The following is a 24,223-nucleotide window of genomic DNA, read 5'->3' as shown; positions in this document are numbered from 1 at the left end:
GGAATGGGCTTTATGGACGAGCGCCTCAAAGCCCCTCCTTCGCCGCCTCCACCAGTCGCGCCGCGTAGCGGGCCATGGTGTCGATCTCAAGGTTGACGCGATCGCCGACCTGGCGTTCGCCCCAGGTGGTGACGGTCAGCGAATGGTGGATCAACAGCACGTCGAAGCGGGTGCCCTCGACCTTGTTGACGGTGAGCGAAGTGCCGTCGAGCGCGACGGAACCCTTGGGGGCGATGAATTTGGCAAGCTCGCGCGGTGCTTCCAGGGTGAAGCGAACGGCGTCGCCCTCTTCCTTACGCGCCACGATCTCGGCCATGCCGTCGACGTGGCCGGACACTATATGGCCGCCAAGCTCGTCGCCGATCTTCAGAGCCCGCTCCAGGTTGATGCGCGTGCCTGATTTCCAGCCCATCGCGGTCGTCAGCCTGAGGGCCTCTTCCCAGGCCTCGACCTCGAACCAACGTGCGTTGGCGCCATCTTCCGGCAATCCCGTTACCGTCAGGCAGACGCCGCCGCAGGAAATCGAGGCGCCGATGGCAATGGTCTGCGGATCGTAAGCGGTGTCGATACGCAAACCGACGCCTTCCCTGAGCGGCTTCACGGCAGCGACAGTGCCGACATCGGTGACGATTCCAGTGAACATTAGTTTGGCCCCGTGAACATCAGTTCGGTCCTAGATGTCTCTTATCCATTCCGCATATGTATCTTCGCCGAAACGCATGTTGCGCAATTTGCGAAATCCCGGCGGGATATTGTTGGCATCGATCGGCGATACAATGCCGCCCTCGCCGATCGCGCCCGGCCCCTGAAACAGCACGATACGATCGACCAGTTGTTCGTCGAGGAACGCCTTGGCCACCCTCGCGCCGCCCTCGACCAGGACGCTTGCCATGCCGAGCGCCGCCAGGTCCTCGAGCAGTTCCGGCAGCGCAATATCGCCTTCATAGGTCTCAGTACCGATGAAGCGAACGCCGGCGCGTTCGAGCGCGGCGCGCCGGTGCGGATCGGCCTCGGCGCAGGCAGCGACATAGAGCGGCACACGGTCGACGCCGGCGACCAGTTTCGAAGTCTCGGGTAGCCTGATCTGACGGTCGAGTACGATGCGCGCCGGCGAACGGCTCTCCAGTCCCGGAAGCCGAACCGTCAGCGCCGGATCGTCCTCCAATGCGGTGCCGATGCCGATCAATATGCCATCGGCTTCGGCGCGCATCAGATAGACTTCGCGCCGCGCAATATCGCCGGTGATGGAGACCTGTCCCTCGCCTTTCACGCCGATCTTGTTGTCGCTCGAAAGCGCAAGTTTCAGGATCACTTCCGGGCGTTTTTTCAGAGATCGAATTAAATAGCCGGCCATCTGCTCCGCGGCCTCGGCCGCCAACACTTTTTCCACCACTTCGACGCCGGCGGCACGCAAGATTGCATAGCCCTTGCCGGAAACACGCGGGTCCGGATCGCTGGCAGCGCCGACCACACGCGCCACGCCGGCACTGACCAGCGCATTGGCGCAAGGCGGCGTGCGGCCGTGATGGGCGCAGGGCTCCAGCGTTACATAGGCGGTGGCGCCGCGCGCCAGTTCGCCGGCCTCTGCCAAAGCCTCGGTCTCGGCATGCGGCCGGCCGCCGACGGCGGTGACGCCGCTGCCGACGATCCTCGGCCCGTCGCCGTCATCGCGCACGATCAGCGTGCCGACGGAAGGGTTGGTCGAGGTCCGCCCGGCATTCTTGCGCGACAGCCTGAGGGCTGCCGCCATATAGCGGCGATCGACGACCTCTTGCTCAGCCGTGCTGCGTTCGGACCCTGCCATGCTCAGCTGGCGTCCTCTTCGCTCTTCAGCTCTTCGCCCCTGGGCTCGTCGGTTTTGAGCTCGTCGCCTTTGAGTTCGCCCAACACGTCGTGGAAATCCTTGGCCTCGCGGAAATTGCGGTAGACGGAGGCAAAGCGCACATAGGCGACATCATCGAGCGACTTAAGCGCCTCCATGACCAGCCGGCCGACTTCCCCCGAGGCCACCTCGGTCTCGCCCGAGCTTTCGAGCTGGCGCACGATGCCGGTCACCGCGCGGTCGATGCGCTCCGGGTCGACGTTGCGCTTGCGTACCGCAATCTCGACCGAGCGCAGCAGCTTGTCGCGGTCGAACGGCACCTTGCGTCCCGACTTCTTCACCACGACGAGGTCGCGCAGTTGTACCCGCTCGAAAGTGGTGAAGCGGCCGCCGCAATCCGGGCAGACGCGCCGCCTGCGGATCGCTGCACCGTCTTCGGCAGGGCGCGAATCCTTCACCTGCGTATCTTCGGACTGACAGTAGGGACAGCGCATGGAGAGCCTTCGGTTCGCGATTCTCGTAGTGCGAACGGCTTAGAGGTTTTTGCCACGATGGCAAAGTATGGCCGATGACCGATCGCGCCTCAGAGATAGCGAGGCGCGAGGAAAATTGCGAGAGCGGCAATCAGTTGACAGCGGTCCGCCAATCAGGGCGCGACGTCGCCGGTCGGGAAGCCGCAAGACGTGCCGAGATAGCGATAGGCCTTGGTGAAGCCGTCCATCGATATGGTCGCGACCGGCTTGTCGGCGAAGCTGACATCGAGGGCGCTGGTGCGGCGCATGGCGCGCAGTACCGCGAGCGTGGTCTCGGACTTGTTGTCTATCATCCACTGTCCGTCGGCGATGAGACGAAAACCGGCCTTGATCTTGTCGTTGACGTCCCGGAACACCACCGGGATGTTATCGCCCTTGGGCAAGTCACTGTTTCTCACGGCGATGATAAGGCTCGGATAACCATCGGGTGGCAATACGTCGCCATTCGAGATGGCCAGCGTGAGGGTGCCACTGGTGCCGTTAGCGTCGAAAAAGACCGTCGAGGCGGCGCAGGTCTTGCGCACATCCTCGCCGGTGTTGACCTCGTCCACCGTGGTGGACCAACTGCCGAAGGTCTCTGTCTTGGGTGCTGCCGGGGTCGGCTCGGTCTGCGCAAAGGCCGCGCCGAGTAGCGGCGAGGTGGCTAAGGTGAGCAAGGCAGCGCCAACACTGGCGAAACGGAAAATTCGCATCATCATCAAGCGTCTCCGAGATGCAGCCGTGCCCAGTTGATCGGCGCCGTCACAGTTGGGGGAACGACGCCCTGCGTCAACCAAGATACGGGTAAAGCGGAAAACGATCCGTCAATGCCGCCACCTTGGCCTTCACGGTTGCCTCGACGGCCGCATTGCCTTCGTCGGAATTGGCGACCTTCAGTCCATCCAGCACTTCGGCGATCAGCTTGCCGATCTCGCGGAACTCGGCCTGACCGAAGCCGCGCGTGGTGCCGGCCGGCGTGCCGAGCCGAACGCCCGATGCCACGAAAGGCTTTTCCGGATCGAAGGGGATGCCGTTCTTGTTGCAGGTGATGTTGGCGCGGCCAAGGGCAGCCTCGGCGCGCTTGCCGGTGGCGTTCTTGGGACGCAGATCGACCAACATCAGATGGTTGTCGGTGCCGCCGGAGACGATGTCGAGACCGGTTTCCTGCAGACTGGAGGCCAGCGCCTTGGCATTGGCGACGACGCTCTCCGCATAGATCTTGAAGCTCGGCTTCAGCGCCTCGCCCAGAGCCACCGCCTTGGCGGCGATGACATGCATCAGCGGTCCGCCCTGCAGGCCGGGGAAGACGGCCGAATTCATCTTTTTGGCAATATCCTCGTCATTGCAAAGGATCATGCCGCCGCGCGGCCCGCGCAGCGATTTGTGCGTCGTGGTGGTGACCACATGGGCATGCGGCAGCGGCGACGGATGCATGCCGCCGGCGACTAGGCCGGCGATGTGGGCCATGTCGACCATCAGATAGGCACCGATCGAATCGGCGATCTCGCGAAAACGCTTCCAGTCCCAGACACGTGAATAGGCTGTGCCGCCGGCCAGGATCAATTTCGGCCTGGTCTCATGGGCGGTCTTCTCGATCGCATCCATGTCGAGCAGATGATCGTCCCGGCGCACGCCATAGGAGACGACCTTGAACCATTTGCCGCTCATATTGACCGGCGAGCCATGTGTCAGGTGTCCGCCGGAATTGAGGTCGAGGCCCATGAAGGTGTCGCCGGGCTGCAGCAACGCTAGGAACACCGCCTGGTTCATCTGGCTGCCGGAATTCGGCTGGACGTTGGCGAAGTTGCAGCCGAACAGCTTTTTCGCGCGTTCGATGGCCAGTTCCTCGGCGACATCGACGAATTGGCAGCCGCCGTAGTAGCGCTTGCCCGGATAGCCCTCGGCATATTTGTTGGTCATGATCGACCCCTGTGCCTCGAGCACGGCACGCGAGACGATATTTTCCGAGGCAATCAGCTCGATCTCGTGGCGCTGGCGGCCGAGTTCGTTGCGGATTGCGCCGAAAATCTCGGGGTCGGCATCGGCAAGCGTGGTTTCGAAAAAGGATTCGAATTTGTTCGACACTGCCGCTGCTGTTGCCATGGGCTGAAATCCTCAAGGTTCGGGGTCTGTCGCGCCATTAACACAGTTGCTTTCGGCCCGCCACGTTTGCAGCGCGAAATTTGCTAGCCGGATTGCGCCAGAGAGACTGGCAGCCTCTATTTCCTTGCCTGCCGGCCCTTCAGCAGGGCCTCGGTGAGCGTGATCTCGGTGAACAGCGCCTGCATCGTATGGTCGTTAATCTGGCCGCTGCGAAACATTGCGCGAACCGCTGCGCGTTCGGCCTCAATGCCCGCCAGCCTCAATTCGAGCTCCAGCCGTCCGGCCTCGCGGGCCTCGGCGCGCGCCTCGTCGGCCTCGTCGGAGGCAGCGATGCGGCGACGGTAGCCGGCGACGATGCTGTCGGCGGCGGCAAGCCGGGCGCCGGGTGTTTCCCCTTCATCGCTGTCGGTCGCGCCGGCCATGCTCTCGATGCGGGCGATGGCGGCCTTGGCCGCGCCCACGCGCGCAAAACGCTCCTCGGCAGCGCCAGGATCCTCGCCCGGCTCGACCAGCCCGCGTGCCACCTTGGGCAAGGCAAGGCTGGCAATGAGCAATGAGCAGATGATGACGCCTGCGGCGAGGAAGATCACCACGTCGCGCGCCGGAAAGGGCGAACCATTCGGCGTGGTGAGCGGCAGCGACAGGATGCCGGCCAGCGTGATGGCGCCGCGCACGCCGGCAACAGAGCCGGCGATCCGGACCCGCAGCCCGAACGGCTCGGCCTTCTGCTCGCGTAATCGCGCCGAGACGCGCGTCGCGATGTCGCCGACCCAGATCCACAGGAAGCGCAGCCCGATCAGGCATAGTGTCAGCGCGACCACCGTGGCGATTGGCTGGATGACCGGATAGCGGCTGCCGAGCTCAGGCGGCACGTTGCCGATGATTTCGGGAAGCTGCAACCCGAGCAGGATGAACAGCGCGCCGTTGAAGACGAAGGATAGCGTCGTCCACAGCGATACGGTCTGTATGCGCGCCGAGACGCCGAGAAAGCGGAAAATCCCGGAGCCGCCGGTGAGCACTCCGGCCGTGACCGCCGCCAGAATGCCCGAGGCGCCGACATTCTCGGCGCCGAGATAGGCGATGAACGGCAGCAGGACCATGACCAGCACCTGCGCCTCGGCCGGCACGCCGCCGATACGGTTCAGCAATTGCAGCACCTTGGCGGCGACGAACAAGGCAGCCACGCCGGCCAGGATGCCGGCAGCGACGGCATAGAGGAAAGTCACGGACGCCGCGACGAAGGAGAAGCTGCCGGTCAAGGCAGCTGCCACCGCAAAGCGGAACATCGCGAGGCCCGACGCATCGTTGAGCAGCGCCTCGCCCTCCAGGATGTGCATCAGCCGGGCCGGGACCAGGCTCTTGTCGACGATCGAGGAGACGGCCACCGCATCCGTTGGGGACAGCACCGCAGCAAGTGCGAAAGCGACGACGAGCGGGATGCTCGGGACAAGCCAGTGCAAAGCGTAGCCGAAGCCGACAATGGTGAAGAAGACCAGCCCGATGGCGAGGTCGAGGATCGGCCCGCGCAGCGCGATCAGTTCGCGCTTGGGCGCACCATAGGCGTCGCTGAACAACAGCGGTGGGATGAACACCAGCAGAAACAGCTCGGGATCGATCTCGACATGCATTCCGCGCACCGGCCAAGCCAGTGCCGCGCCGATGGCGATCTGCAGCACAGGTAGCGGAACCCGCACCGGCCGGACCAGCGCGCCCGAAACGGCGACGAAGATGAGCACGACCAGAATGAACATTGCGACATGCATGATGCGATTTCCGAATACGGCACCGCGCGTTCTTTTGCCGGCGATCAGTCCAGCAAAGCTTGCCGCGAAAGACTCGGCAACGAAAAAGGCCGCCCTTCCGGCGGCCTTTTGCAAATGAGCTCAACTGCTTAGAGCGCGGATGTGATCTGCAGCTCGTTGGCTCCGTCGAGGCCGTAAATGTCGTCACGGAACTGGACCACGCCCGGCCCTGTCGACCAGGCCGAGACGTAGAGAAAATAAACCGGCACCGGATTGGTGACCTGCACCGGCGTGTTCTCCCCGGTCTTGATCGCCGCCTCGAAATGCTGGCGATCCCAGCCCGGCGTGTCGCGCAGAATCCAGGTGACGAGGTCGCGCACGTTCTGAACCCGCACGCAGCCAGAGGAATCGAAGCGCATCAGCTTGCCGAACAGGCTCTGCTGCGGCGTGTCGTGCATGTAGACGCCGTCCGGGCTGGGGAAATTGATCTTGACCGAGGCCATCGCGTTGCCGGAACCGGGATCCTGGCGGAAGCGGTATTTGGCGGCATCGTCGGTCGACCAGTCGACCGTCATTGGGTCGACCTCGCTGCCGTCCGGCGCAAACAGGCGGATATGGCTATCCTTGAGATAGTTGGGGTCCTTCCGCATCAGCGGAATGATGTCCTTGCGCACGATCGAGACCGGCGCGTTCCAGTACGGATTGACGATGATTTCGTTGATCTTGGAATTGACGATCGGCGTCTGGCGATCGATCTTGCCGACGATTGCGGTGTGGCGCAGCACAACGCGGTCGTTCTCGACAGCCTCGATCTGCGCCGCCGGGATGTCGACCAGAACATAGCGGTTGCCAAGCGTGCCGGCCCGCTCACGCAGCCGTTGCAGATTGGTCTGCAGCTGACCAAGCCGAACCGGCGCCGACACGTTCATTGCCGCGAAAGTATATTTGCCCGTGGTTCCGTCGGCCGGCAAGCCGTGACGCAACTGGAAGCGCTTGAGCGCCGAGTCGACGTAAGAATCGAATGCTTCCGAGAGCCCGGCGCTCTGCGCCAGGTCGCCCGATATCATCAAGCGCCTGCGCAGCGGCACCACATCGGGATCCTCGACGCCAAGCTGCAGCTTCTTGGTGTCTGGAACCTGCTCCCAGCCGCCTTGCGCGACGATATTCTGATACTGCATGATCACCTGCTCGGTGAAGGATACCGTCTGCAGGCTGAAGATCGGCAGCGTCGAGGCAACCTTGCCGCCTTCGCTGGCACGCGCATCGAATTGGTCGTCCCAATTGCCGCGCGCCGAGGATTTCAGGATATCCCCGATCACATCCTGCGCACTGGCGCGGCCGGCGACCATTGCGGCTGCGAGCACGGAGGCTCCTGAAAGGAAGAAACGGCGGCTGGTTCTCATGGACGTTCCAGACATTCTTGCTACAATTCAACTCACCGGGCGGTCTCGCCCGCACTCTAGAGTTGGCTTCTTAACAATTAGCCAACCAGGCCCGCATCACTTCGGTGTAAAACCACAGGGGAAGTGACTTGAGCACAGGACAAATGCACGGCTTTGGCCCCAGCATCACCCGCATCTTCGGTTCCATTGGAATATGGCGGCAACGTGGCTGTTGCTCGAATTTGGATCGGCCGGCCTGACGAAACGGGAAGACCGGTGCTTTTCGGCACCGGCCTTTGGTCCACTCCGCGGCAGCACTTCCGTAGTCCAGCGTCAGATCTAGATGCGGCGGATGCGATTACATCCGGTAGGCGATGGTATCGTTCCAGAACCGATCCAGGCGCTGCAGGGCGCGGTTCATCTGCTTGAACTCTTCCGTGTTGATGCCGCCAACCTGCTCGATCGAACCGACATGGCGCTCGTAGAGGCCGGCGACGACTTCCGCCACCTCATTGCCCTTCGGCGTGAGCGAAACCCGCACCGAACGGCGGTCGATGCGCGAGCGCTGGTGGTTGATGAAGCCGAGATCGACCAGCTTCTTCAGATTGTAGGAGACATTCGAGCCGAGATAATAGCCGCGCGAGCGCAGTTCGCCGGCGGTCAGCTCCGAATTGCCGATGTTGAACAGGAGCAGCGCCTGGATGGCGTTGATGTCGGAGCGACCGTTACGGTCGAATTCGTCCTTGATCACATCAAGCAGACGGCGATGCAGCCGCTCGACCAGCTGCAGCGATTCCATGTACAGCGAACGGATCGCCTCGCGGCGGTCATCGGATACGTTGGCGGTCTTCGCCGCCGGACGCGAATTGATCATTGTCTTTGCCTCTCGTTTGTCGCCCGGTGATTTTTTGTTCTTCACCTTGATCGCGACACTATCGAATACTCATAAAATTCGACTTAAACGCCAAGGCTAACAAGAGCTTACCGGTAAGGGGTTTCGAAAGAGGCTTAACGGACGGTCACCCAAGCAAGGATAATTAACCTAAAGATTTAGCCAACGATCCTGGCCGGAATTGCTATCGCCGGGGTTGCCGCTTCTGGATCCAGATCACCACGCGGAACACTATGTAGAGCAGCGCCACGGCAAGGTGCGAGGCGACGATCAGCGGCCGGTGGCCGAACAGCTCGGGGAAGCCAGCATACATGACGCACTCGGTCACCGCGCAGATGAACCAGATCACGGGACCCCAGGACGCCAGCATCCACAGGCCGGCGGCAGCGAACGGAAAAAACACCGCCAGCACCACCGCCGCCACCTGCCAGTGCACCGGCATCAGGTCGAAGCGCCACAACGGGCCGGGGTAAAAGCCGATCAGCCGGATCCAGTACAAGATGCCGAACAGCAGACAGTAGCCAGCGATGACGCGCTGGAACCAGGCGAAGATGACCTCGATCGTCGAGGGCTGTAGCACCACGCGCCTCGAGGCGACCTCGCTCACAGCTTCAGTTCCCGTTCGCCGAGCGGTGCGAAATAGGCGTCGACGTTGGCGGCGCTGACGTCGTCGATGCCTGCCGGCCGCCATTGCGGCGTCGAGCCTTTATCGATGATGGCGGCGCGGATACCTTCATAGAAGTCGTGCCCGGCAAGCATGCGGTTGAGGATACGGAACTCCATTTTCATGCACTCGTCCATCGACAACGTCTGCCCGGCGCTAATCTGGCGCCATGCAACATGCAGGCTGGTCGGTGAACGTATGCGGATAGTGGCCAGCGTCTTTGCCGCGAACTCGTCGGCAGCGGCTGCCCGCTCCAGACTGGCGACGATATCGGCCAGCGACGGCTGCGCGAAATGCCGGGCGATGGCTTCCAGCGTCGGCCTGTCGGTCTCGCGCCTGGCCGGGACGAAGCAGCCGCGCAGCACCGATTCCGGGTCGCCGCTTTCCGCCAGACGGTCGAGGAAGCCGGCCTGGTCCTCCGCCTTGATCGTATGGGTGGCGAGGCCCGACCACAAAGCATCGCCATAGCGGATGCGGTTGCCGGTCAGCGCCAGATACATGCCGAAGCTGCCGCTGAGATCCGGCAACAGATGGCTGGCGCCGACATCCGGGAAAAAGCCGATGCCGACCTCGGGCATGGCAAACTGGGCGTTCTCGGTCAGCACTCGCTGCGAACCATGGAAGGAGATACCTACGCCGCCGCCCATGACGATGCCGTCGATCACCGCGACATAGGGTTTCTTGAAGCGGGCGATGCGGGCGTTCAGCCGGTATTCATCGGCGAAGAAATCGACCGGAGGCCTTCCTGCGCGGCCGGCTTCGTAGATGTGGAGGATGTCGCCGCCCGCCGAAAATGCCCTGCCCTCGGCCTTGACGACGACAACGTCGACGCCGTCGTCGCGCTCCCAACTGCGCAGCGCCTTGTCCAGCGCCTTGACCATGCGGTGGGTTACGGCATTGAGCGCCTGCGGCCGCGTCAGCGTGACGACGCCGGCCCTGCCCAATCTTTCGAAGCGAATCTCGTCGCCTCCGCCAAAATCCATCGCCAGAGAATCCCTCCCCGCGCCCGCCGGGAGTGAAGTGCTAAAGCGTGGCGCATGGCCGCGTCAATGGCGGCGGCCAATCCGCTGCATGGTCGTCGGCGTCACCCAGTGCTAATGCTGGCGCTTTGAACCGGAAGGGTTGAACCATGCCTTGGTTGCCGCGCCTTGCTGTTGTGGTGGTCGGCCTGATCGCTGCGAACACTCCTCCCGTATCGGCCGAAACCGTCGACGAGCTCTATCAATCGCAGACCATCGTCACCGGCCAGGGCGAGGTCAACAGGCAGATCGGCTTCAAGGCCTGCCTCGATGCGGTGCTGGTTCGTGTGTCCGGGGATCAGCGGCTTCCGAAGAGAACTGAGATGGCGGCGCTGCGCGACAAGGCCGGCAGCTTCGTTGCCGAATTCCGCTATCGCGACCGTCTCGAAGGCATTCCAATCCATGACGAACAAGGCACCCATGACCGGCCGCATGATCTCACTTGTCTGTACAGGCCTGACGTTATCGATCCGGTGCTTGCCGCGCTTGGCAGCAAACCATGGCTTGGCGAGCGGCCACACCTGGCAATTTTCCTGGCGGCGGAGCAAGGCACAAGGCAGTTCGCGCTGACCGCCGACGATGAGCGCGGGGCGGCGATGCGCGAATCCTTCGTCAATGCCACCGGTCCGCTGGTCATGCGGATTGTGTTTCCCGAAGCGTCGCTGCTGTCGGCCTCGAAGCTTGACGACCAGGCCCTGCGCCATGCCGATATCACGACGCTGGACCAGCTTGCCAGGAAGGCCGGAGCCGACCAGGCGCTCGCCGGCAGTATCGTCTGGAGCGACAAGGAACTGGGCTGGATAGCCGACTGGCGGCTTGCCTTGAATGGCAAGAGCTACAATTGGCAAGTGCGCGGCGTCAGCTTCGACGAGGCATTCCGCGTCGCCATGCGGGGTGCTGCGCAGATCCTGTCGGGCAATGGCCAACCAGAATAGCGCCCGACAGGACCGCTGGCACAATCGTGTCGCATTGGTCAGCAGCGGAGGCTCGTGATAAAAGTCGCCTGATCCGGAGTTTTTGCGATGAACAAATTCACCCCTGCAAAGCCTGCCGGCGCGCGCAGCGTCGACGAGATCACCGGCAGCCGGCGGCTGCGGCGCATGCGCAAGGCCGACTGGTCGCGCCGCCTTGTCCAGGAGAACCGGCTCTCGGTCGACGATCTGATTTGGCCGATCTTTGTCGTCGACGGCAGACGAGTGCGCGAACCGATCGCCGCCATGCCCGGCGTGTTCCGCCTGTCGCTCGACCTCGCCGTCAAGGAGGCTGAGCGCGCGGCCAAGCTTGGCATTCCGGCGATCGCCACTTTCCCCAATGTCGAGCTCGGCCTGCGCGATCAGACCGGTTCGCACATCCTCGATCCGGAAAACGTCATCAACCGTGCCACCCGCGCCATCAAGCACGCAGTGCCGGAGATCGGCATCATCACCGACGCCGCGCTTGACCCGTTCACCTCGCATGGCCATGACGGCATCTTGCGCGAAGGCATTATCGTCAATGATGAAACGGTGGAGCAAGTGACGGCGGCGGCCGTCATCCAGGCGGCGGCGGGGGCCGACATCATTGCCCCCTCGGACATGATGGACGGCCGTATCGGTGCCATCCGCGATGCGCTCGACGCCAATGGGTTTCAGGATGTTGCGATCATGTCCTATGCGACCAAGTTCGCATCCGCTTTTTACGGCCCCTATCGTGAGGCGGTCGGCACCGCCGGCCTGCTCAAGGGCGACAAGAAGACCTATTATATCGATCACGCCAATTCCGACGAAGCGGTGCGCGAGGCCGAGCAGGATCTCGCCGAGGGCGCCGACATGCTGATGGTCAAGCCCGGCCTGCCCTATCTCGACATCATCCGGCGGCTGAAGGACGAGTTGCAGATGCCGACCTTCGCCTATCAGGTCTCGGGCGAATATTCGATGATCAAGGCCGCCGCCGCCAATGGCTGGATCGATGGCGAAAAGGCGATGCTGGAATCGCTGCTCGCCTTCAAGCGCGCCGGCTGCGACGGGATTCTCACCTACTTTGCGCCCGAAGTGGCGGCGATGCTCAAGGGGTGATGCGCCTTTGTAGCGTCTACATCGAGCAGTGTTCGTTCGTCCAAAGCGCGACGTGGAACGCCGCAGGACATCGCTTCAAGTTTACGCTGCCCTGCCGGGCATTTTCTCCCCGTAAAGTGGCAGGGAGAAAAGACGCGTTCGTAAAAGATTTCACCAATCTCCAGCGTTGCAAAAACATCGACGTTGCGGCCAGCCCCTTCTCCCCGTCACTATACAGGAAGAAGCTGCCGGCAGGCGGATGACGGGCGGCGCCGACATTGAGATTGGTTATTCCAACATTATTTGGAAGCGATTACCCCGCCGGCGATTCAAGATACCGCTTGCAAAATGCAATCAGTTAAGCTACCCCGATAACTGCTTGCATCTCACAATCGGTTATCGAGGAGGCTCTCATGTCCAAACTTCGCGTCAGCGCTTTCACCTTGTCGATCGACGGCTTCGGCGCCGGTCCCGACCAAGACCTGAAGAACCCGCTGGGTGTTGGAGGGGAAGCCCTGCACGAATGGATGTTCGGCACCCGCACCTTCCGCAAGATGGTCCTCGGCAAGGATGGCGGGACCACGGACACTGACGAGGCGTTCGCGGCACGCAGCTTCGAAAATGTCGGCGCATGGATCCTCGGCCGCAACATGTTTGGGCCGATCCGCGGCGAATGGCCGGATGACAGCTGGAAAGGCTGGTGGGGTGACAACCCGCCCTACCATGTGCCGGTCTTCGTGCTCACGCACCATGCGCGTGATCCCATTGTCATGGAGGGCGGCACGACCTTCTATTTCGTGACCGGCGGCATCCACTCAGCGCTGGAGAAGGCGAAGGCAGTGGCTGACGGTAAGGATGTACGGCTGGGCGGCGGCGTTTCCACGATCCGGCAATATCTCAAGGAAAAGCTCATCGACGAAATGCATCTGGCGATCTCACCGGTCCTGCTAGGCGCCGGCGAGAGCCTTTTTGCCGGCATCGACATGCCCAAGCTCGGCTATCGCTGCAGCGAGCAGGTCGCGACGCCGAAGGCCACGCATGTCATCATCGAGCGCACCTAGCTTGTTGCAGGGCGCCGCCATGGAGGCGCCGCCCTCCTCGCCGCTTTAGTCAGTACTTCTCCGGCACATACAGTTCGCGCGGCAGTACCTGGCGCTCGTATTCGGGATTGAAGACGCGCTCCGGCAGTGTGATCTCTTCGTGCGGCACCTCCTCATAGGGCATCTGCTTGAGGAGATGGTCGATGCAGTTCAGCCGTGCCCGCTTCTTGTCGTTGCCCTCGACGATGAACCACGGGCTTCCGGGATATTCGTGCGGGCGAACGTTTCTTCCTTGGCCTTGGTGTACTGCTCCCAGCGCACGCGCGACTGGAGGTCCATCGGCGACAGTTTCCATTGCTTCATCGGGTCATGGATGCGCATCAAAAAGCGCATCTGCTGCTCCTCGTCGGTGATCGAAAACCAGTATTTGACAAGCGTAATGCCTGAGCGGACCAGCATGCGTTCGAAATCCGGAACGTCGCGGAAGAACTCCTCGACCTGATCCGGCTGGGCAAAGCCCATTACCCGCTCGACGCCGGAGCGGTTGTACCAAGAGCGGTCGAACAGCACGATCTCGCCGCCGGCCGGCAGATGCGGAACGTAGCGCCGGAAATACCATTGCGACTTCTCGCGCTCGGTCGGCGCCGGAAGTGCTGCAACGCGGCAGATGCGCGGATTAAGCCTCTGGGTGATGCGCTTGATAACACCACCCTTGCCCGCCGAGTCGCGGCCCTCGAAGACCACGACGAGCTTCTTCTTGTGATAGGCGACCCAGGATTGTAGCTTGATCAATTCGGATTGCAGCGTGATGAGATTGCGAAAATACTGCAGGCGGTCGATCGATGGCGGATGCGCATTCTTGTAGATCTTGGCGATCTCCATCGACAGCGCCGGCTCCGAGATTTCCAGCTCATAATCTTCGTCGAGCGTGTCGGCGAGTTCCGCTTCCAGCCAGTCCCTGGCCGGGGAATTCTGTTTTATCTCGGTCATTTGCGCTGCTCCGCTTACAGGCCTTGCCGGCCGCTGTCAGGCGCTCTGCCGCCCGGCCCGGCGGCCGGAAATCGAAGCGCTGGACCGATTTTAGTATAGGCCGGCAATGACGGTTTTATTGCACCCACTACTGCGCTGGCTGTGCGTTCAATCCGCAAGATGTGATCGAGCTTGCCCTGCGGGGCGGGCGACAAGCGGAACGAATTATCCTACAAATGCCCGGTTCACTGAGGGGCTGTCGTTTGCAACGCCCTTTCCCGATAAATCGTGAGGATACGACATGGAATACCGCACTCTCGGCCGTTCCGGGCTGAAGGTTTCGACCCTGACCATGGGCACCATGACATTCGGCGGCGGCGGCGCGTTTTCGGCGGTTGGCAAGACCGACCTCGACGAGGCGCGTCGGATGATCGACCTTTGCATCGATGCCGGCGTCAATGTCATCGACACCGCCAACGTCTATTCGAACGGGGTGTCGGAAGAGATCATCGGCGAGGCGCTCGGCGGCAAGCGCAAGGGCGACGTGCTGATCGCCTCCAAGGCGCGCATGCGGATCGGCAAGGGCCCCAACGATGAAGGCTTGTCGCGCTACCATCTGATCCGCGAATGCGAGAGGAGCCTGAAGCGCCTCAGGACCGATGTCATCGACATCTATTTCCTGCACGAGTGGGATGGCCTGACACCGCTTGAGGAAACCATCGCCGCGCTCGACACGCTGGTCGCGCAGGGTAAGGTCCGTTATGTCGGCTGCTCCAATTATTCCGGCTGGCAAGTTATGAAGGGGCTGGGGATCAGCGACCGTCATCACCAGCCACGCTTCGTCACCCAGCAGATCCATTACACGCTGGAAGCGCGCGAGGCCGAGTACGAATTGTTGCCGATCTCGGTCGACCAGGGGCTCGGCGTGCTGGTCTGGAGCCCGCTTGCCGGCGGGTTGTTGTCCGGCAAATACCACCGTGACCAGCCGACCGCCCGCCAGCTCAGCGGCTGGTCGGAACCGCCGATCCGCGACGAGGACCGGCTGTGGCGGATCGTCGACGTGCTGATCGATATCGGCAAGAACCACGGTGTGTCGGCAGCGCAGGTGGCGCTTGCCTGGCTACTCGGCCGGCCCGCTGTCAGTTCACTGGTGATCGGCGGACGAACCGAAGCGCATTTCAAAGACAATATCGCCGCTGCAAGCCTTGTGCTTGCCGATGAGGAGCGCACACGGCTCGACGTGGTCAGCAGGCCGCCCGTGCTCTATCCCTACTGGCACCAGCAATTCACGGCAAAGGACCGGTTCGGGCCGGCCGATCTCGTCCTCGACCGCGACGGCGCCTGAAAAGCCGGGCTCTCCGGACTGCGCCGAGATATGGAGCCCGATCGTGCCTTGCGGTGTTGTGTTTGCGGTCCAATGCTCCTAGGCAAAGGCCATGCACAATGAAAGGAAACGATATGGCACGAGCACCGAACTACGGTCAGGAACGCAAGGAACGCGACCGGCAGAAGGCTGCCAAGAAGGCGGAAAAGCAGGCTGCCAAGGTCGCAGCCAAGGAGCGATCGAAGCCCGAGGGCGAGAGCGAGTCCCAAACCAAAACCGAAACGACCGAGTGATGACGCCCGGCCTGTCAGGCGGTCCGGGCCTCGGTCAAATCCCGCTATGCCTCAGGCGGGCGCCTTGTCGCTAACGAAGACGTTCACTTCACGAGCGGCGGCAATGAAGGCCCGTCTTGCGTTCATGGCCGGCTTGTCGCCGGCCAGCGCATCATGACAGGCTTGCAACGCTTCGCGGTGCTTGGGGCTGCGCTTGCCGGGCCAATTGTTGAGGAGGTAGTCGGAAGCCTCGCGGGCCGTACGCAAGAGCTGATTGCTTCCCGCCGCGCCCTTGACGGTCACGGGTGTGTCAAATCGGTTGTTTTCCATCGCCGCTCTTACGCCATCGGCATTTCCGAAGCGAGACCGAAAGTAGCATTCTTCGCTCATCTGCTCTTTTCGTGATCAATGGCAGCCGATCCTCACTCAAGCGACGACGGCAAATCCCCGGGCGCGCAGGCCGCGCCGGTCGTTGCGCAGCGAGGTCACCAGCCGGTCGCGGCTGCCGATGATATGGGCCGAAAGCAGGCGGGCGGCGCTATCGGCATCGCCGGCCCGCACCGCCGACAGAATGGCATGGTGTTCGGCCCAGGCACGGCCAAGCGCTGCCTCGTCGCGAACCTCGAGCCAGCGGGCGCGCGACAGGCGCGTCATCGCATCGCGAACCGCTCTGAACAGGAACTCGTTGCCTGACAGGCGTGCCAGCTCGATATGAAAATCCATGCCGACACGATGCCATTCCTCGCGCGGGGTTTGGTCGTCGCAGGAATCGAGCATAGCCTCGATAATTTCGACGGCACCCCTGTCCTGCAAGGCACAAGTCAGCCTGACTGCCGCGACCTCGACCGCCTCGCGATAGACGGCGATCTGCTCCAGCTCGGCAAGATTGATGGGCGAGACCGTCCAGCCGCGGCCGTCGCGGCAGATCAGGCCTTCAGTCTCGAGCCGCAGCAATGCCGCCCTGACCGGCGTGCGCGATGCGCCGAAGCGGCTTTCGACCCAGCGCTCCGTCAGCCGCTCGCCGGGACCGATCTCGAGCCCGAGGATCATCTCGCGAAGCTGCTTTTCGACGTTCTGCATCTGCGACATTGGCGTTCCGTTCAGGTCATTTGTTCCGGCAATCGGGTCACTGGCCGGCGTTGGCCAATCACGCCGGCCTTTGTCGATCATGTTTGAGAGACCCGCATTGACAGCGACGGGGCTTGCGTTCATGACAGATACCAGCTTGGTATCCCAAATTGGTATCCGTAGCAAGTTTCATGCAAGCTGGCCGGACAGGACATGACATGCCGCAAGACGCCGCCCTCGCCATGCAAGGCACGCACAACGTCCACTGGCGCCGCAATCTCGCCGTGTGTTTTGCCGGCTCGTTCAGCACGCTTGTAGCGATGACGCTGCTGTTGCCCTTCCTGCCGCTTTACGTCGAGCAGCTGGGCGCCGAGGGCCATGCGGCGATCGTGCAGTGGTCGGGTATCGCCTACGGCGCCACCTTCCTTGCTGCCGCGCTGGTCGCGCCCCTGTGGGGGCGGCTAGGCGACCGCTACGGCCGCAAACTGATGCTGGTGCGAGCCAGTTTCGGCATGGCGCTGTGTATGTCGCTGACCGGCATGGTGCAGACCGTCTGGCAATTGGTGCTCTTGCGCCTGCTGATCGGCTTTGCCGGCGGCTATTCTTCGGGCTCGACCATCCTGGTTGCCATGCAGACGCCGAAGGATCGCTCCGGCTGGGCGCTGGGCGTGCTGTCGGCCGGCATCACGGCCGGTGCCCTGGTCGGTCCGCTGCTTGGCGGCGCGCTGCCGCCGCTGATTGGCATCCGCGCCACATTCCTGCTCGCCGGCGGCGTCATTTTCCTGGCTTTTCTGGCAACCACCTTGCTGATCAAGGAGGCCCCTCGCCCGGTTGCCGCCAAGGCCGCGTCGGAAGAAAAAGTGAAAGACGGCTGGTCGCAGATTCCCGACAAGCGCCCCGTCGTCACCATGCTCGCGACCGGCATGCTGTTGAGTTTCGCCACCATGTCGATCGAGCCGATCATCACCGTCTATGTCCAGCAGCTCATCGAAGATCAGAGCCAGGTCACGCTGGTCTCCGGCATCGTCATGTCCGCGGCAGCGCTCGGCGCCATCCTGTCGGCGTCGCGGCTCGGCAAGCTCGCCGACCGTATCGGCCACTGGAACGTCATCGCTGCCGCACTCGCCGTCTCGGCGCTGCTGCTGATCCCGCAGGCCTTTGTTACCCAGGGCTGGCAACTCGTCGGCCTGCGTTTCCTGATGGGCCTGGCGCTTGGCGGTCTTTTGCCCTGCATCACCAGCGTCATCCGCCACAATGTGCCCGACGGGGTCGGCGGCAATGTGCTGGGTTTGTCGATCTCGGCGCAATATGTCGGGCAGGTCGCCGGACCGTTGCTCGGCGGCTTCGCCGGCGGCCATTTCGGTATGCGCTCGGTGTTTCTCGGCACATCCATTCTGATGGCGGGCGGAGCGGCCTGTAACTGGCTGATCCAGTCACGCCGCGAACGCGACATGCTGGCGGAAGCCGGCAAATCCTGACACGGTTCGCAGCACTATCTCAGGCGGTCGCCAGGAATCACGGAGGGGTGGACATGAGCACGGATGAACACGCGGCAGGCGGCCGCATTCTGGTTTTTGCCGGCGGCCTATGCGGCGCGGCTGGCGTGGCGCTTTCGGCGGCGGCGGCGCATCTCGGCGGCGCTTTCGTCGGTACGGCCGCATCCTTCCTGCTCTTGCATGCGCCGGTCTTCCTTGCCGTCGGGCTGCTCGGTGGCAATAGCATCCTGCGAACCGGAAGCCTCATCCTTCTCGTCGGGCTTCTGCTGTTCTCGGGAGATCTTTTGGCCCGCGACTTCCTTGGCTCGCGGCTGTTCCCGATGTCGGCGCCGATCGGCGGCACGTTGCTCATCGGCGGCTGGCTGATGATGGCCGCCTCGGCGCTGGTGCGGCCGCGCCCTTGACGCGGCAGCCACGTTCGCCGGTTCTGTCAGTCTTGGCGACGTTCGGGCCGGACTTGGCCGTCGCGTTTGGCTGTCTTGACCACACGCCGCCGCTCCGGCCGTTCGGTGGCCGGCGATATGCCCCAATAATTGCGATAGATATCTTCGAACAGATGCTTGATCGGGTGCATGGCTTGATCTCCTTTTTGAATCGATCCAATCAGCGGGAACAAAAAAAAGGCCGCCGATCAGCTCCGCTTGCGTCCTACGAGGAAACGCAGGTCGCGAATCCACGGACCGGTTCTGTCGCGCCCCTTACGGGCCTCCGCGCTCGAGCGGATGCTCCAGTCGTTCCGGTAAATGTCCTCGAACAGATAATTGACGGGGTGCATGGCACTCTCCTCTTGTATCGATCCAATCTGCGGACGAAAACCCTCTTGGATCGATTCAAAGAATACGCGTCGCACCATAAATGTCAAGCAAAAATTTGAATCGATCCAACGAAAGTGTTAGGTAATCGGCGATACTGTTGGACCGGAGTCCCGGAGACAAACAAATGGCATCACTCACCGAAGGCAGGAGGCCCATCCGGCTGGCGGACATCGCCAAAGCCGCGGGCGTATCACACGGCACTGCCTCCAATGTCTTCAGCCGTCCCGAAATCGTACGCGAGGAAGTCCGCGAGCGGGTCAAGGCGGCGGCCGACGCGCTGGGCTACGCCGGCCCCGATCCAAAGGGCCGCCTGCTGCGCGCCGGCAAGGTCAATGCGATCGGCGTCGCCACAACCGAGCCGCTGTCCTATTTCTTCGACGACCCCTTTGCGCGCGTGATGATGGCCGGCATCTCGGAGGCATGCGACGCCACCGGCGCGGGAATAGCCCTCGTGTCGGCCGGCAACGAGGAAAAACTTGCCTGGAATATCCAGAGCGCCCTGGTCGACGGCTTCATCCTGTTCTGCATCGAGGGCGGTCCGCGCCTCGTCGAACTGACGCGCGAACGCAAGCTCCCCTTCGTCGCGCTCGAGCTCGGCTCGCAGGACGCCACGGTCTCCGCGATCGGCGTCGACAATGTTGCCGGCGGCCGGCTCGCGGCGCGCCATCTGGCGGAACTTGGACATCGCCGCTTCGCCGTGCTGTCGCTGGCCTTCGCCGACGACAGCACCGGACTTGTCTCGCCCGAGCAGGTCCGGACCGCAGTCTATACAGGAACCCGTGACCGCCTCCTCGGCTATTTCGAAGAGCTTTCCCGGTTTGGTGTCGACACCGCCAAAGTGCCGGTCTACGAGACCGAAAACGACAAGGCGAGCACAAGGGCTGGTCTCGAAACCATCTTCGCCTCGGCGGAACCGCCGACCGCCATCCTGGCGATGTCGGACCGGATCGCGATGGTCGCATTGGAATGGCTCAACGCACGGGGCATCGCGGTTCCCCGCGATGTTTCCGTCGTCGGCTTCGACGGCGTGCCTGAAGCCGCAATTTGCGAGCCTCCGCTCACCACCATCGCCCAGCCGATCGCCGAGATCGGCCGCCGGGCAGCGCGAAGAATCCTCGACTTCGACGGCACGGTGCGGCGAGAAACGCTCGATGTCGAACTTGTCGTCAGGGCATCTTCCGGACCGCCGCCAGGTACAGGCTGACTGGGCAGATCGGCTCCAAATCTTATCTATTGGCCGCCATGGGACCGATGCCAAAGGATGGACGGACAGGCGGCGCCTCGTTGCGGACCGGCTTGCCCTTGCCGGACCAGCCGATGGCGGACAGCCATTCCAGATAGAAGGCGAGCGCGAACTGCATGGCGATGCCGGCGGCGAGCAGCAGACTGTCATAGGCAAAGCCGCCCGGGTTGATCAGCTTCATCACCTGCGCCGCCATGGCAATCACCGTGCCGGCAATGAAAACCGGCAGCGAGCGTTTGCCCAATATGGCGAGCGGATTGTCGCGGCCGGTGCGGAACAGGTTCGAGACGAAGGGCAAGGCGACGACCAGATAGCTCATCGCCAGGATGTGCAGCAGCCGCGGCAACGACAGGAACGTCTTGTCGAAACCGGTCAGCACCACCGGCAGATCGAGCCACGACGCATGCCCCCACAGCGGGCTGTGCACCCAGACGAGCGCCGTCAGCACATAGGCGGCGGCTGCGCCGACCAGCCAGCGATTGACAGGGATGGTGCCGCCGCGCCGCACATGCAACACGCTGGCCATGCCGATATTGAACAGCAATTGCCATGACAGCGGATTGAGGAACCAGAAGCCGGGCTCCGGGTAGTTCGGCGGCGCGATCTGGTAGATTCCGGCAATCAGCCAAAGGGCTGCGGATACTGCGAGCGCCGCCAGTGGCCGGTAGCTGATGAACAGCAGGAAGACCGGCGCCATCAACAGCAGCGCCGCATAGACCGGCAGTATGTTGTTGTAACCGAGCTGATGGCCGAGCGTGACGATGCCGACCAGGACTTGTGGCGGGTTCCTGACGAGCGGCTCGATGTTGATCAGCGTCAGAAGATCCGGCCGTTTCGCAAACACCGCCGCGGCGCAGAAGATGGCCATCACCACCATCGTCGTGACGATGTGGGTGACATAGAGCACGCCGGCGCGGCGCCACATTTTCAGCGTTGCAATCAGCCGGTTTCCCGGCTGGAACTTAGTGCCGTAGGCGAGAGCGACGGACATGCCGGAGATCAGCACGAAGGCCTCGGCCGCATCTGAAAACCCGAAATTCTTGTAGGTCAGGGTTTCGAACACGGTGCCCGGCACGTGGTCGACGAATATGGTCAGGAGGGCGAGAGCCCGGAACACATCAATACGCGTATCGCGTTCCGGCGAAACTGGCATGGTCATCGATAAAAGGCCTTAAAGCTGGTTGTTCATGCCTGGCATGCGATCCCTCGGGCGACCACCCGGCGCACACTGCTTCGATCTCCCCCGCGGGGATTATATCGGCAAAGAAACGGACTGAAATGCGCCCGGTTCAATCAACTTTCGCGGAGCTTGAAAATATTCCGTTTTGAAGCCGGCAAATTAACGAAAGTAACGCGGAATCAAAAGGATGTGACTATGGCCGAGCAAAGCCTCGAAGACGGTATTTTGCAGGAGAATTCAGGCTTTTTCTACCGGCTCCATCGATCCGCCAATTTAGCCGGTGACTGGCTGTTCCTGTTGCATGGATCGGGTGTCGACGAGACGACCTTGCTGCCGCTTGGTCGGCAAATCGCGCCGCATGCGGCGCTGGTTGCGGTCCGTGGCCGCATCCCTCAGGAGGACGGGTTCCGTTGGTTCACGCGAATCACCCCGACGCGATTCGAGCAGGCAAGCATCCGCGCGGAGGCAGATGCGTTTGCGGCCTTCGTCGCCGGCGTTGCGAAGCGCCACAGCCTCGATCTCCGCCACGCGACCTTTCTCGGCTATTCGAACGGCGCCAATCTGGTTTCGAGCGTCATGTTGCTGCATCCGGGCGTGATCGAGCGCGCTGCATTGCTGCGTCCTATGCCGGTGCTCGACGAGGTGCCGCCGGCCGACCTGTCGAAGGCACGGGCGCTGATCGTCGCCGGCGCCGCCGACCTGACCTACGCGCCTTTCGCCCCCGTGTTGGCCGCTGTACTGAGCTCGCATGGCGCCAAAGTCGAGGTCCACACCGTCGCCTCCGGCCATGAAATCGGCGATCCGGACGCCGAGATCGTCAAGCAGTGGCTGGCGGGGTCAGGCAACCGCTGAACGAGCGGATTGAGCGCACGCACGACGCGGACCCGACCATCGAATGTCAGTGTGCGGCGGGCTGGAATAGCTCGATCACATTGCCGGACGGGTCTTCGAGCAGGGTCTGCGAGCCGCCGACGCCGTTGATGATATCGTTGCGGAAGGCGAGCCCGGCGCCCTTCAGGCGCGCAATCTCTTGCTTCAGATCCGGCACCACCAGCAGGATGCGGTTCCACCCTCCCGGCACCGGCCGGCGGCCATCCGGCATCGCCCGTGCGCCCGAGCTCTCCGGCCCGCTCAGCAGAAGCCGCAGATCGCCGCGCGTGACCGAGCAGAAAGCCGGCCGCGCATCCCGTTCAATGGCAAAGCCCAGACGCTTCACGTAGAAATCGATGGAAGCGGCGACATCGTCGACAATATAGCGAACACTGACGGGCGTCATAACCGGGGACCTTTCAGTTTGAGTAGAACGTTTTATTAAAGGCTGCTCATCATCGGCAACGCCCCGGCAGCACTACGACGCCGCCGACACACTATGACCGTCGGTTCGCCAGGGAATCAGGGCAAGCAGACCAGCACTGCCGACCACGGCGAAGACAGCGCCGTAGATGAACACCGCCTCATGGCTTACACGATCCCAGAGCTGTCCGGCGACAACGCTTGCCGCGAGTTCCAGCAGGCCGACCGTGGTGCTGTACCAGCCGATGCCGCTGGCACGCAGCTCTTGCGGCACGAAGTCCGAGGCGAATGCCTTGCCGACTGAGCGGAAGATGCCTTGATAGAACCCGTAGAAGGCAAAAAGCAGCCCGATCAGATAGATGTTCCGGGTCAAGACGAAGCCGAGATAGGCGATCAGGAAGATGACGAAGGACGACAGTAACACGCCCTTGCGGCCGAAGCGGTCCGATAGAAAGCCGCCCGGGTAGGAAATCAGCGCCGCAACGAGATTGAAGCCTGCGTAGATAAGAATGGTTGCCTCCAAAGAGGCACCGATATCCTGTGTTTGCAGAATCAGAAATGCATTGCTCGAATTGCCGATGCCGAAGAGAGCTGTCACCAAGAGATAGGTCCAATAGGCTTTGGGAAACTGCCGCAGATTGACGTCGATCTTGGCCTTTGCGGCTACGGCCAGTGGCTGCTCGTGCACCAACACCACCATGAGGAAGGCGAGGAGACCGGGAATGAGCGCGAGATAGAAGATCCAGCGGATATCGACTTTGAGCGCGATGAGAAGCAGCACCGCGAGCAGTGGCCCCAGAAACGCTCCCAGATTGTCGCCAATGCCTTCTAGGCCGAATGCTTTGCCTCGGTGCTCGTCGGCCACGGACGAAGCAAGGAGCGCGTCGCGCGGAGCGGACCGGAAACCTGCACCGAGCCGATCCACAAACCGCGCGCCCAGGACCATCGGCCACACTGTGGCCACGCCGATCAGCGGTTTGGCGATAGAGGCCAGAAAATAGCCAATGAGGGCTATCGGTTTCCGCTTCTGAAGCCTGTCCGAGAGCCAGCCCGAAAAACCTTGAACGATGTTCTGCGTCGCCTGGGCGATTCCGTCGACCAGACCGACGACGCTCCCGCTTGCGTGCAGAGTCTGGGTTAGGAAGATCGGCAGGATCGGATAAAGCATCTCGGTCGAAATGTCGGCAAACAGGCTCGCCAGCGCCAGAAGCACCGTGTTTCGGGAAATCCAGGCGAAGGTTTCCCTTGGCGCTGCCCCAGTCATTGCTTTGCCCTGTTCGGCAATCCGTTTGGCTGAAACGCAACGGCTACCATGTCGGTTGCAATGCGCCACTGCTGAGTGTCCTGCCCCCAT

27 protein-coding genes and 1 pseudogene are annotated in these 24,223 nt (G+C 62.5%); 10 read left to right on the top strand and 18 right to left on the bottom strand.

The genetic code is table 11. The features are described from left to right. Positions 1-25: 25 nt before the first annotated feature. The 6 genes from NKI97_RS10450 to NKI97_RS10425 all read right to left on the bottom strand — a co-directional run bounded on the left by NKI97_RS10450 (position 26) and on the right by NKI97_RS10425 (position 6,200). Positions 26-643: a riboflavin synthase gene (locus NKI97_RS10450; RefSeq protein ID WP_352449304.1), complete on the bottom strand. Its 618-nt coding sequence runs from the start codon at positions 641-643 to the stop codon at positions 26-28. A gap of 30 nt (positions 644-673) precedes the next feature. Then, positions 674-1,804 (bottom strand): bifunctional diaminohydroxyphosphoribosylaminopyrimidine deaminase/5-amino-6-(5-phosphoribosylamino)uracil reductase RibD, encoded by a 1,131-nt coding sequence (ribD, locus tag NKI97_RS10445; RefSeq protein ID WP_352449303.1) that lies wholly within the window; start codon positions 1,802-1,804, stop codon positions 674-676. A gap of 2 nt (positions 1,805-1,806) precedes the next feature. Beyond that, complete coding sequence (gene nrdR / locus NKI97_RS10440; protein ID WP_023674492.1) at positions 1,807-2,316, bottom strand: transcriptional regulator NrdR; 510 nt, start codon at positions 2,314-2,316, stop codon at positions 1,807-1,809. A gap of 152 nt (positions 2,317-2,468) precedes the next feature. Beyond that, entirely contained in the window at positions 2,469-3,047 is a 579-nt protein-coding gene (locus NKI97_RS10435; protein ID WP_502898579.1) for an invasion associated locus B family protein, read from the bottom strand. A gap of 76 nt (positions 3,048-3,123) precedes the next feature. Then, positions 3,124-4,437 carry a serine hydroxymethyltransferase gene (gene glyA, locus NKI97_RS10430; protein ID WP_352833916.1) on the bottom strand — a complete coding sequence of 438 codons (1,314 nt, stop codon included), beginning with the start codon at positions 4,435-4,437 and terminating at the stop codon, positions 3,124-3,126. 116 nt (positions 4,438-4,553) lie between these two features. Then, on the bottom strand, positions 4,554-6,200 hold the full coding sequence (locus NKI97_RS10425; RefSeq protein WP_352449300.1) for a Na+/H+ antiporter: 1,647 nt from the start codon (positions 6,198-6,200) through the stop codon (positions 4,554-4,556). Between NKI97_RS10425 and NKI97_RS10420 the strand changes: the two genes are divergently transcribed. After that, entirely contained in the window at positions 6,195-6,332 is a 138-nt protein-coding gene (locus NKI97_RS10420; RefSeq protein WP_352449299.1) for a hypothetical protein, read from the top strand. The genes NKI97_RS10425 and NKI97_RS10420 overlap by 6 nt on opposite strands. Here NKI97_RS10420 and NKI97_RS10415 read toward each other — a convergent pair. From NKI97_RS10415 to NKI97_RS10400, 4 genes are all read right to left on the bottom strand, one after another. Beyond that, a complete protein-coding gene (locus NKI97_RS10415) occupies positions 6,329-7,582 on the bottom strand; it encodes a L,D-transpeptidase family protein (protein ID WP_352449298.1) in 1,254 nt (417 codons plus the stop codon). The genes NKI97_RS10420 and NKI97_RS10415 overlap by 4 nt on opposite strands. Before the next feature lie 337 nt (positions 7,583-7,919). Next, the gene (ldtR, locus tag NKI97_RS10410; RefSeq protein ID WP_023674486.1) at positions 7,920-8,435 is read right to left on the bottom strand and encodes a transcriptional regulator LdtR; all 516 of its coding nucleotides are present in this window, start codon (positions 8,433-8,435) and stop codon (positions 7,920-7,922) included. A gap of 202 nt (positions 8,436-8,637) precedes the next feature. Then, positions 8,638-9,060: a DUF6163 family protein gene (locus tag NKI97_RS10405; RefSeq protein ID WP_023674485.1), complete on the bottom strand. Its 423-nt coding sequence runs from the start codon at positions 9,058-9,060 to the stop codon at positions 8,638-8,640. Continuing rightward, entirely contained in the window at positions 9,057-10,100 is a 1,044-nt protein-coding gene (locus tag NKI97_RS10400; protein WP_352833913.1) for an enoyl-CoA hydratase/isomerase family protein, read from the bottom strand. Before NKI97_RS10400 ends, NKI97_RS10405 begins: the two co-directional genes overlap by 4 nt. A gap of 146 nt (positions 10,101-10,246) precedes the next feature. Between NKI97_RS10400 and NKI97_RS10395 the strand changes: the two genes are divergently transcribed. The 3 genes from NKI97_RS10395 to NKI97_RS10385 all read left to right on the top strand — a co-directional run bounded on the left by NKI97_RS10395 (position 10,247) and on the right by NKI97_RS10385 (position 13,230). Beyond that, positions 10,247-11,071, top strand: a complete 825-nt coding sequence (locus tag NKI97_RS10395) for a DUF8605 domain-containing protein (protein WP_352681650.1) — start codon at positions 10,247-10,249, stop codon at positions 11,069-11,071. 87 nt (positions 11,072-11,158) lie between these two features. Beyond that, complete coding sequence (gene hemB / locus NKI97_RS10390; protein WP_352449294.1) at positions 11,159-12,190, top strand: porphobilinogen synthase; 1,032 nt, start codon at positions 11,159-11,161, stop codon at positions 12,188-12,190. 392 nt (positions 12,191-12,582) lie between these two features. Further along, positions 12,583-13,230, top strand: coding sequence for a dihydrofolate reductase family protein (locus NKI97_RS10385; RefSeq protein ID WP_352449293.1), 648 nt, complete (start codon positions 12,583-12,585; stop codon positions 13,228-13,230). Positions 13,231-13,279: 49 nt separating this feature from the next. Here NKI97_RS10385 and ppk2 read toward each other — a convergent pair. Continuing rightward, a pseudogene (ppk2, locus tag NKI97_RS10380) lies at positions 13,280-14,199 on the bottom strand (polyphosphate kinase 2). Between the two features lie 280 nt (positions 14,200-14,479). Between ppk2 and NKI97_RS10375 the strand changes: the two are divergent. Together NKI97_RS10375 and NKI97_RS10370 are read left to right on the top strand one after the other, a co-directional pair. Then, positions 14,480-15,523: an aldo/keto reductase gene (locus tag NKI97_RS10375; RefSeq protein ID WP_352449292.1), complete on the top strand. Its 1,044-nt coding sequence runs from the start codon at positions 14,480-14,482 to the stop codon at positions 15,521-15,523. A 113-nt stretch (positions 15,524-15,636) separates the two neighbouring features. After that, a complete protein-coding gene (locus NKI97_RS10370) occupies positions 15,637-15,795 on the top strand; it encodes a hypothetical protein (protein WP_352449291.1) in 159 nt (52 codons plus the stop codon). Between the two features lie 51 nt (positions 15,796-15,846). On the opposite strand, the gene NKI97_RS10365 is transcribed toward NKI97_RS10370, so the two are convergent. Together NKI97_RS10365 and NKI97_RS10360 are read right to left on the bottom strand one after the other, a co-directional pair. Further along, positions 15,847-16,104 carry a DUF982 domain-containing protein gene (locus NKI97_RS10365; RefSeq protein ID WP_023674477.1) on the bottom strand — a complete coding sequence of 86 codons (258 nt, stop codon included), beginning with the start codon at positions 16,102-16,104 and terminating at the stop codon, positions 15,847-15,849. A gap of 96 nt (positions 16,105-16,200) precedes the next feature. Next, positions 16,201-16,863 carry a GntR family transcriptional regulator gene (locus tag NKI97_RS10360; RefSeq protein WP_352702620.1) on the bottom strand — a complete coding sequence of 221 codons (663 nt, stop codon included), beginning with the start codon at positions 16,861-16,863 and terminating at the stop codon, positions 16,201-16,203. Between the two features lie 197 nt (positions 16,864-17,060). Between NKI97_RS10360 and NKI97_RS10355 the strand changes: the two genes are divergently transcribed. After that, a complete protein-coding gene (locus tag NKI97_RS10355; protein WP_352833910.1) occupies positions 17,061-18,320 on the top strand; it encodes a multidrug efflux MFS transporter in 1,260 nt (419 codons plus the stop codon). 53 nt (positions 18,321-18,373) lie between these two features. Beyond that, on the top strand, positions 18,374-18,742 hold the full coding sequence (locus tag NKI97_RS10350; protein ID WP_352472028.1) for a DUF423 domain-containing protein: 369 nt from the start codon (positions 18,374-18,376) through the stop codon (positions 18,740-18,742). Between the two features lie 26 nt (positions 18,743-18,768). Here the strand turns inward: NKI97_RS10350 and NKI97_RS10345 are convergent, their stop codons facing one another. Together NKI97_RS10345 and NKI97_RS10340 are read right to left on the bottom strand one after the other, a co-directional pair. Next, a complete protein-coding gene (locus NKI97_RS10345) occupies positions 18,769-18,912 on the bottom strand; it encodes a hypothetical protein (protein ID WP_352472029.1) in 144 nt (47 codons plus the stop codon). Positions 18,913-18,969: 57 nt separating this feature from the next. Beyond that, complete coding sequence (locus tag NKI97_RS10340) at positions 18,970-19,113, bottom strand: hypothetical protein (RefSeq protein ID WP_352472030.1); 144 nt, start codon at positions 19,111-19,113, stop codon at positions 18,970-18,972. A 164-nt stretch (positions 19,114-19,277) separates the two neighbouring features. On the opposite strand from NKI97_RS10340, the gene NKI97_RS10335 reads away from it, so the two are divergent. Further along, complete coding sequence (locus NKI97_RS10335; RefSeq protein WP_352833907.1) at positions 19,278-20,357, top strand: LacI family DNA-binding transcriptional regulator; 1,080 nt, start codon at positions 19,278-19,280, stop codon at positions 20,355-20,357. A 22-nt stretch (positions 20,358-20,379) separates the two neighbouring features. Here the strand turns inward: NKI97_RS10335 and NKI97_RS10330 are convergent, their stop codons facing one another. Continuing rightward, a complete protein-coding gene (locus NKI97_RS10330; protein WP_352702630.1) occupies positions 20,380-21,555 on the bottom strand; it encodes an OpgC family protein in 1,176 nt (391 codons plus the stop codon). A 216-nt stretch (positions 21,556-21,771) separates the two neighbouring features. Between NKI97_RS10330 and NKI97_RS10325 the strand changes: the two genes are divergently transcribed. Further along, the gene (locus NKI97_RS10325) at positions 21,772-22,428 is read left to right on the top strand and encodes an alpha/beta hydrolase (protein ID WP_352833904.1); all 657 of its coding nucleotides are present in this window, start codon (positions 21,772-21,774) and stop codon (positions 22,426-22,428) included. 46 nt (positions 22,429-22,474) lie between these two features. Here the strand turns inward: NKI97_RS10325 and NKI97_RS10320 are convergent, their stop codons facing one another. Together NKI97_RS10320 and NKI97_RS10315 are read right to left on the bottom strand one after the other, a co-directional pair. Beyond that, on the bottom strand, positions 22,475-22,852 hold the full coding sequence (locus tag NKI97_RS10320) for a VOC family protein (protein ID WP_352833902.1): 378 nt from the start codon (positions 22,850-22,852) through the stop codon (positions 22,475-22,477). A gap of 72 nt (positions 22,853-22,924) precedes the next feature. After that, positions 22,925-24,133: an MFS transporter gene (locus NKI97_RS10315; protein ID WP_352833899.1), complete on the bottom strand. Its 1,209-nt coding sequence runs from the start codon at positions 24,131-24,133 to the stop codon at positions 22,925-22,927. Positions 24,134-24,223 lie beyond the last annotated feature (90 nt).

This window comes from Mesorhizobium sp. M0296 (assembly GCF_040321675.1).
In the GTDB taxonomy this organism is placed as follows: Bacteria; Pseudomonadota; Alphaproteobacteria; order Rhizobiales; family Rhizobiaceae; genus Mesorhizobium.
This window is presented reverse-complemented; position numbering and strand designations above follow the sequence as displayed.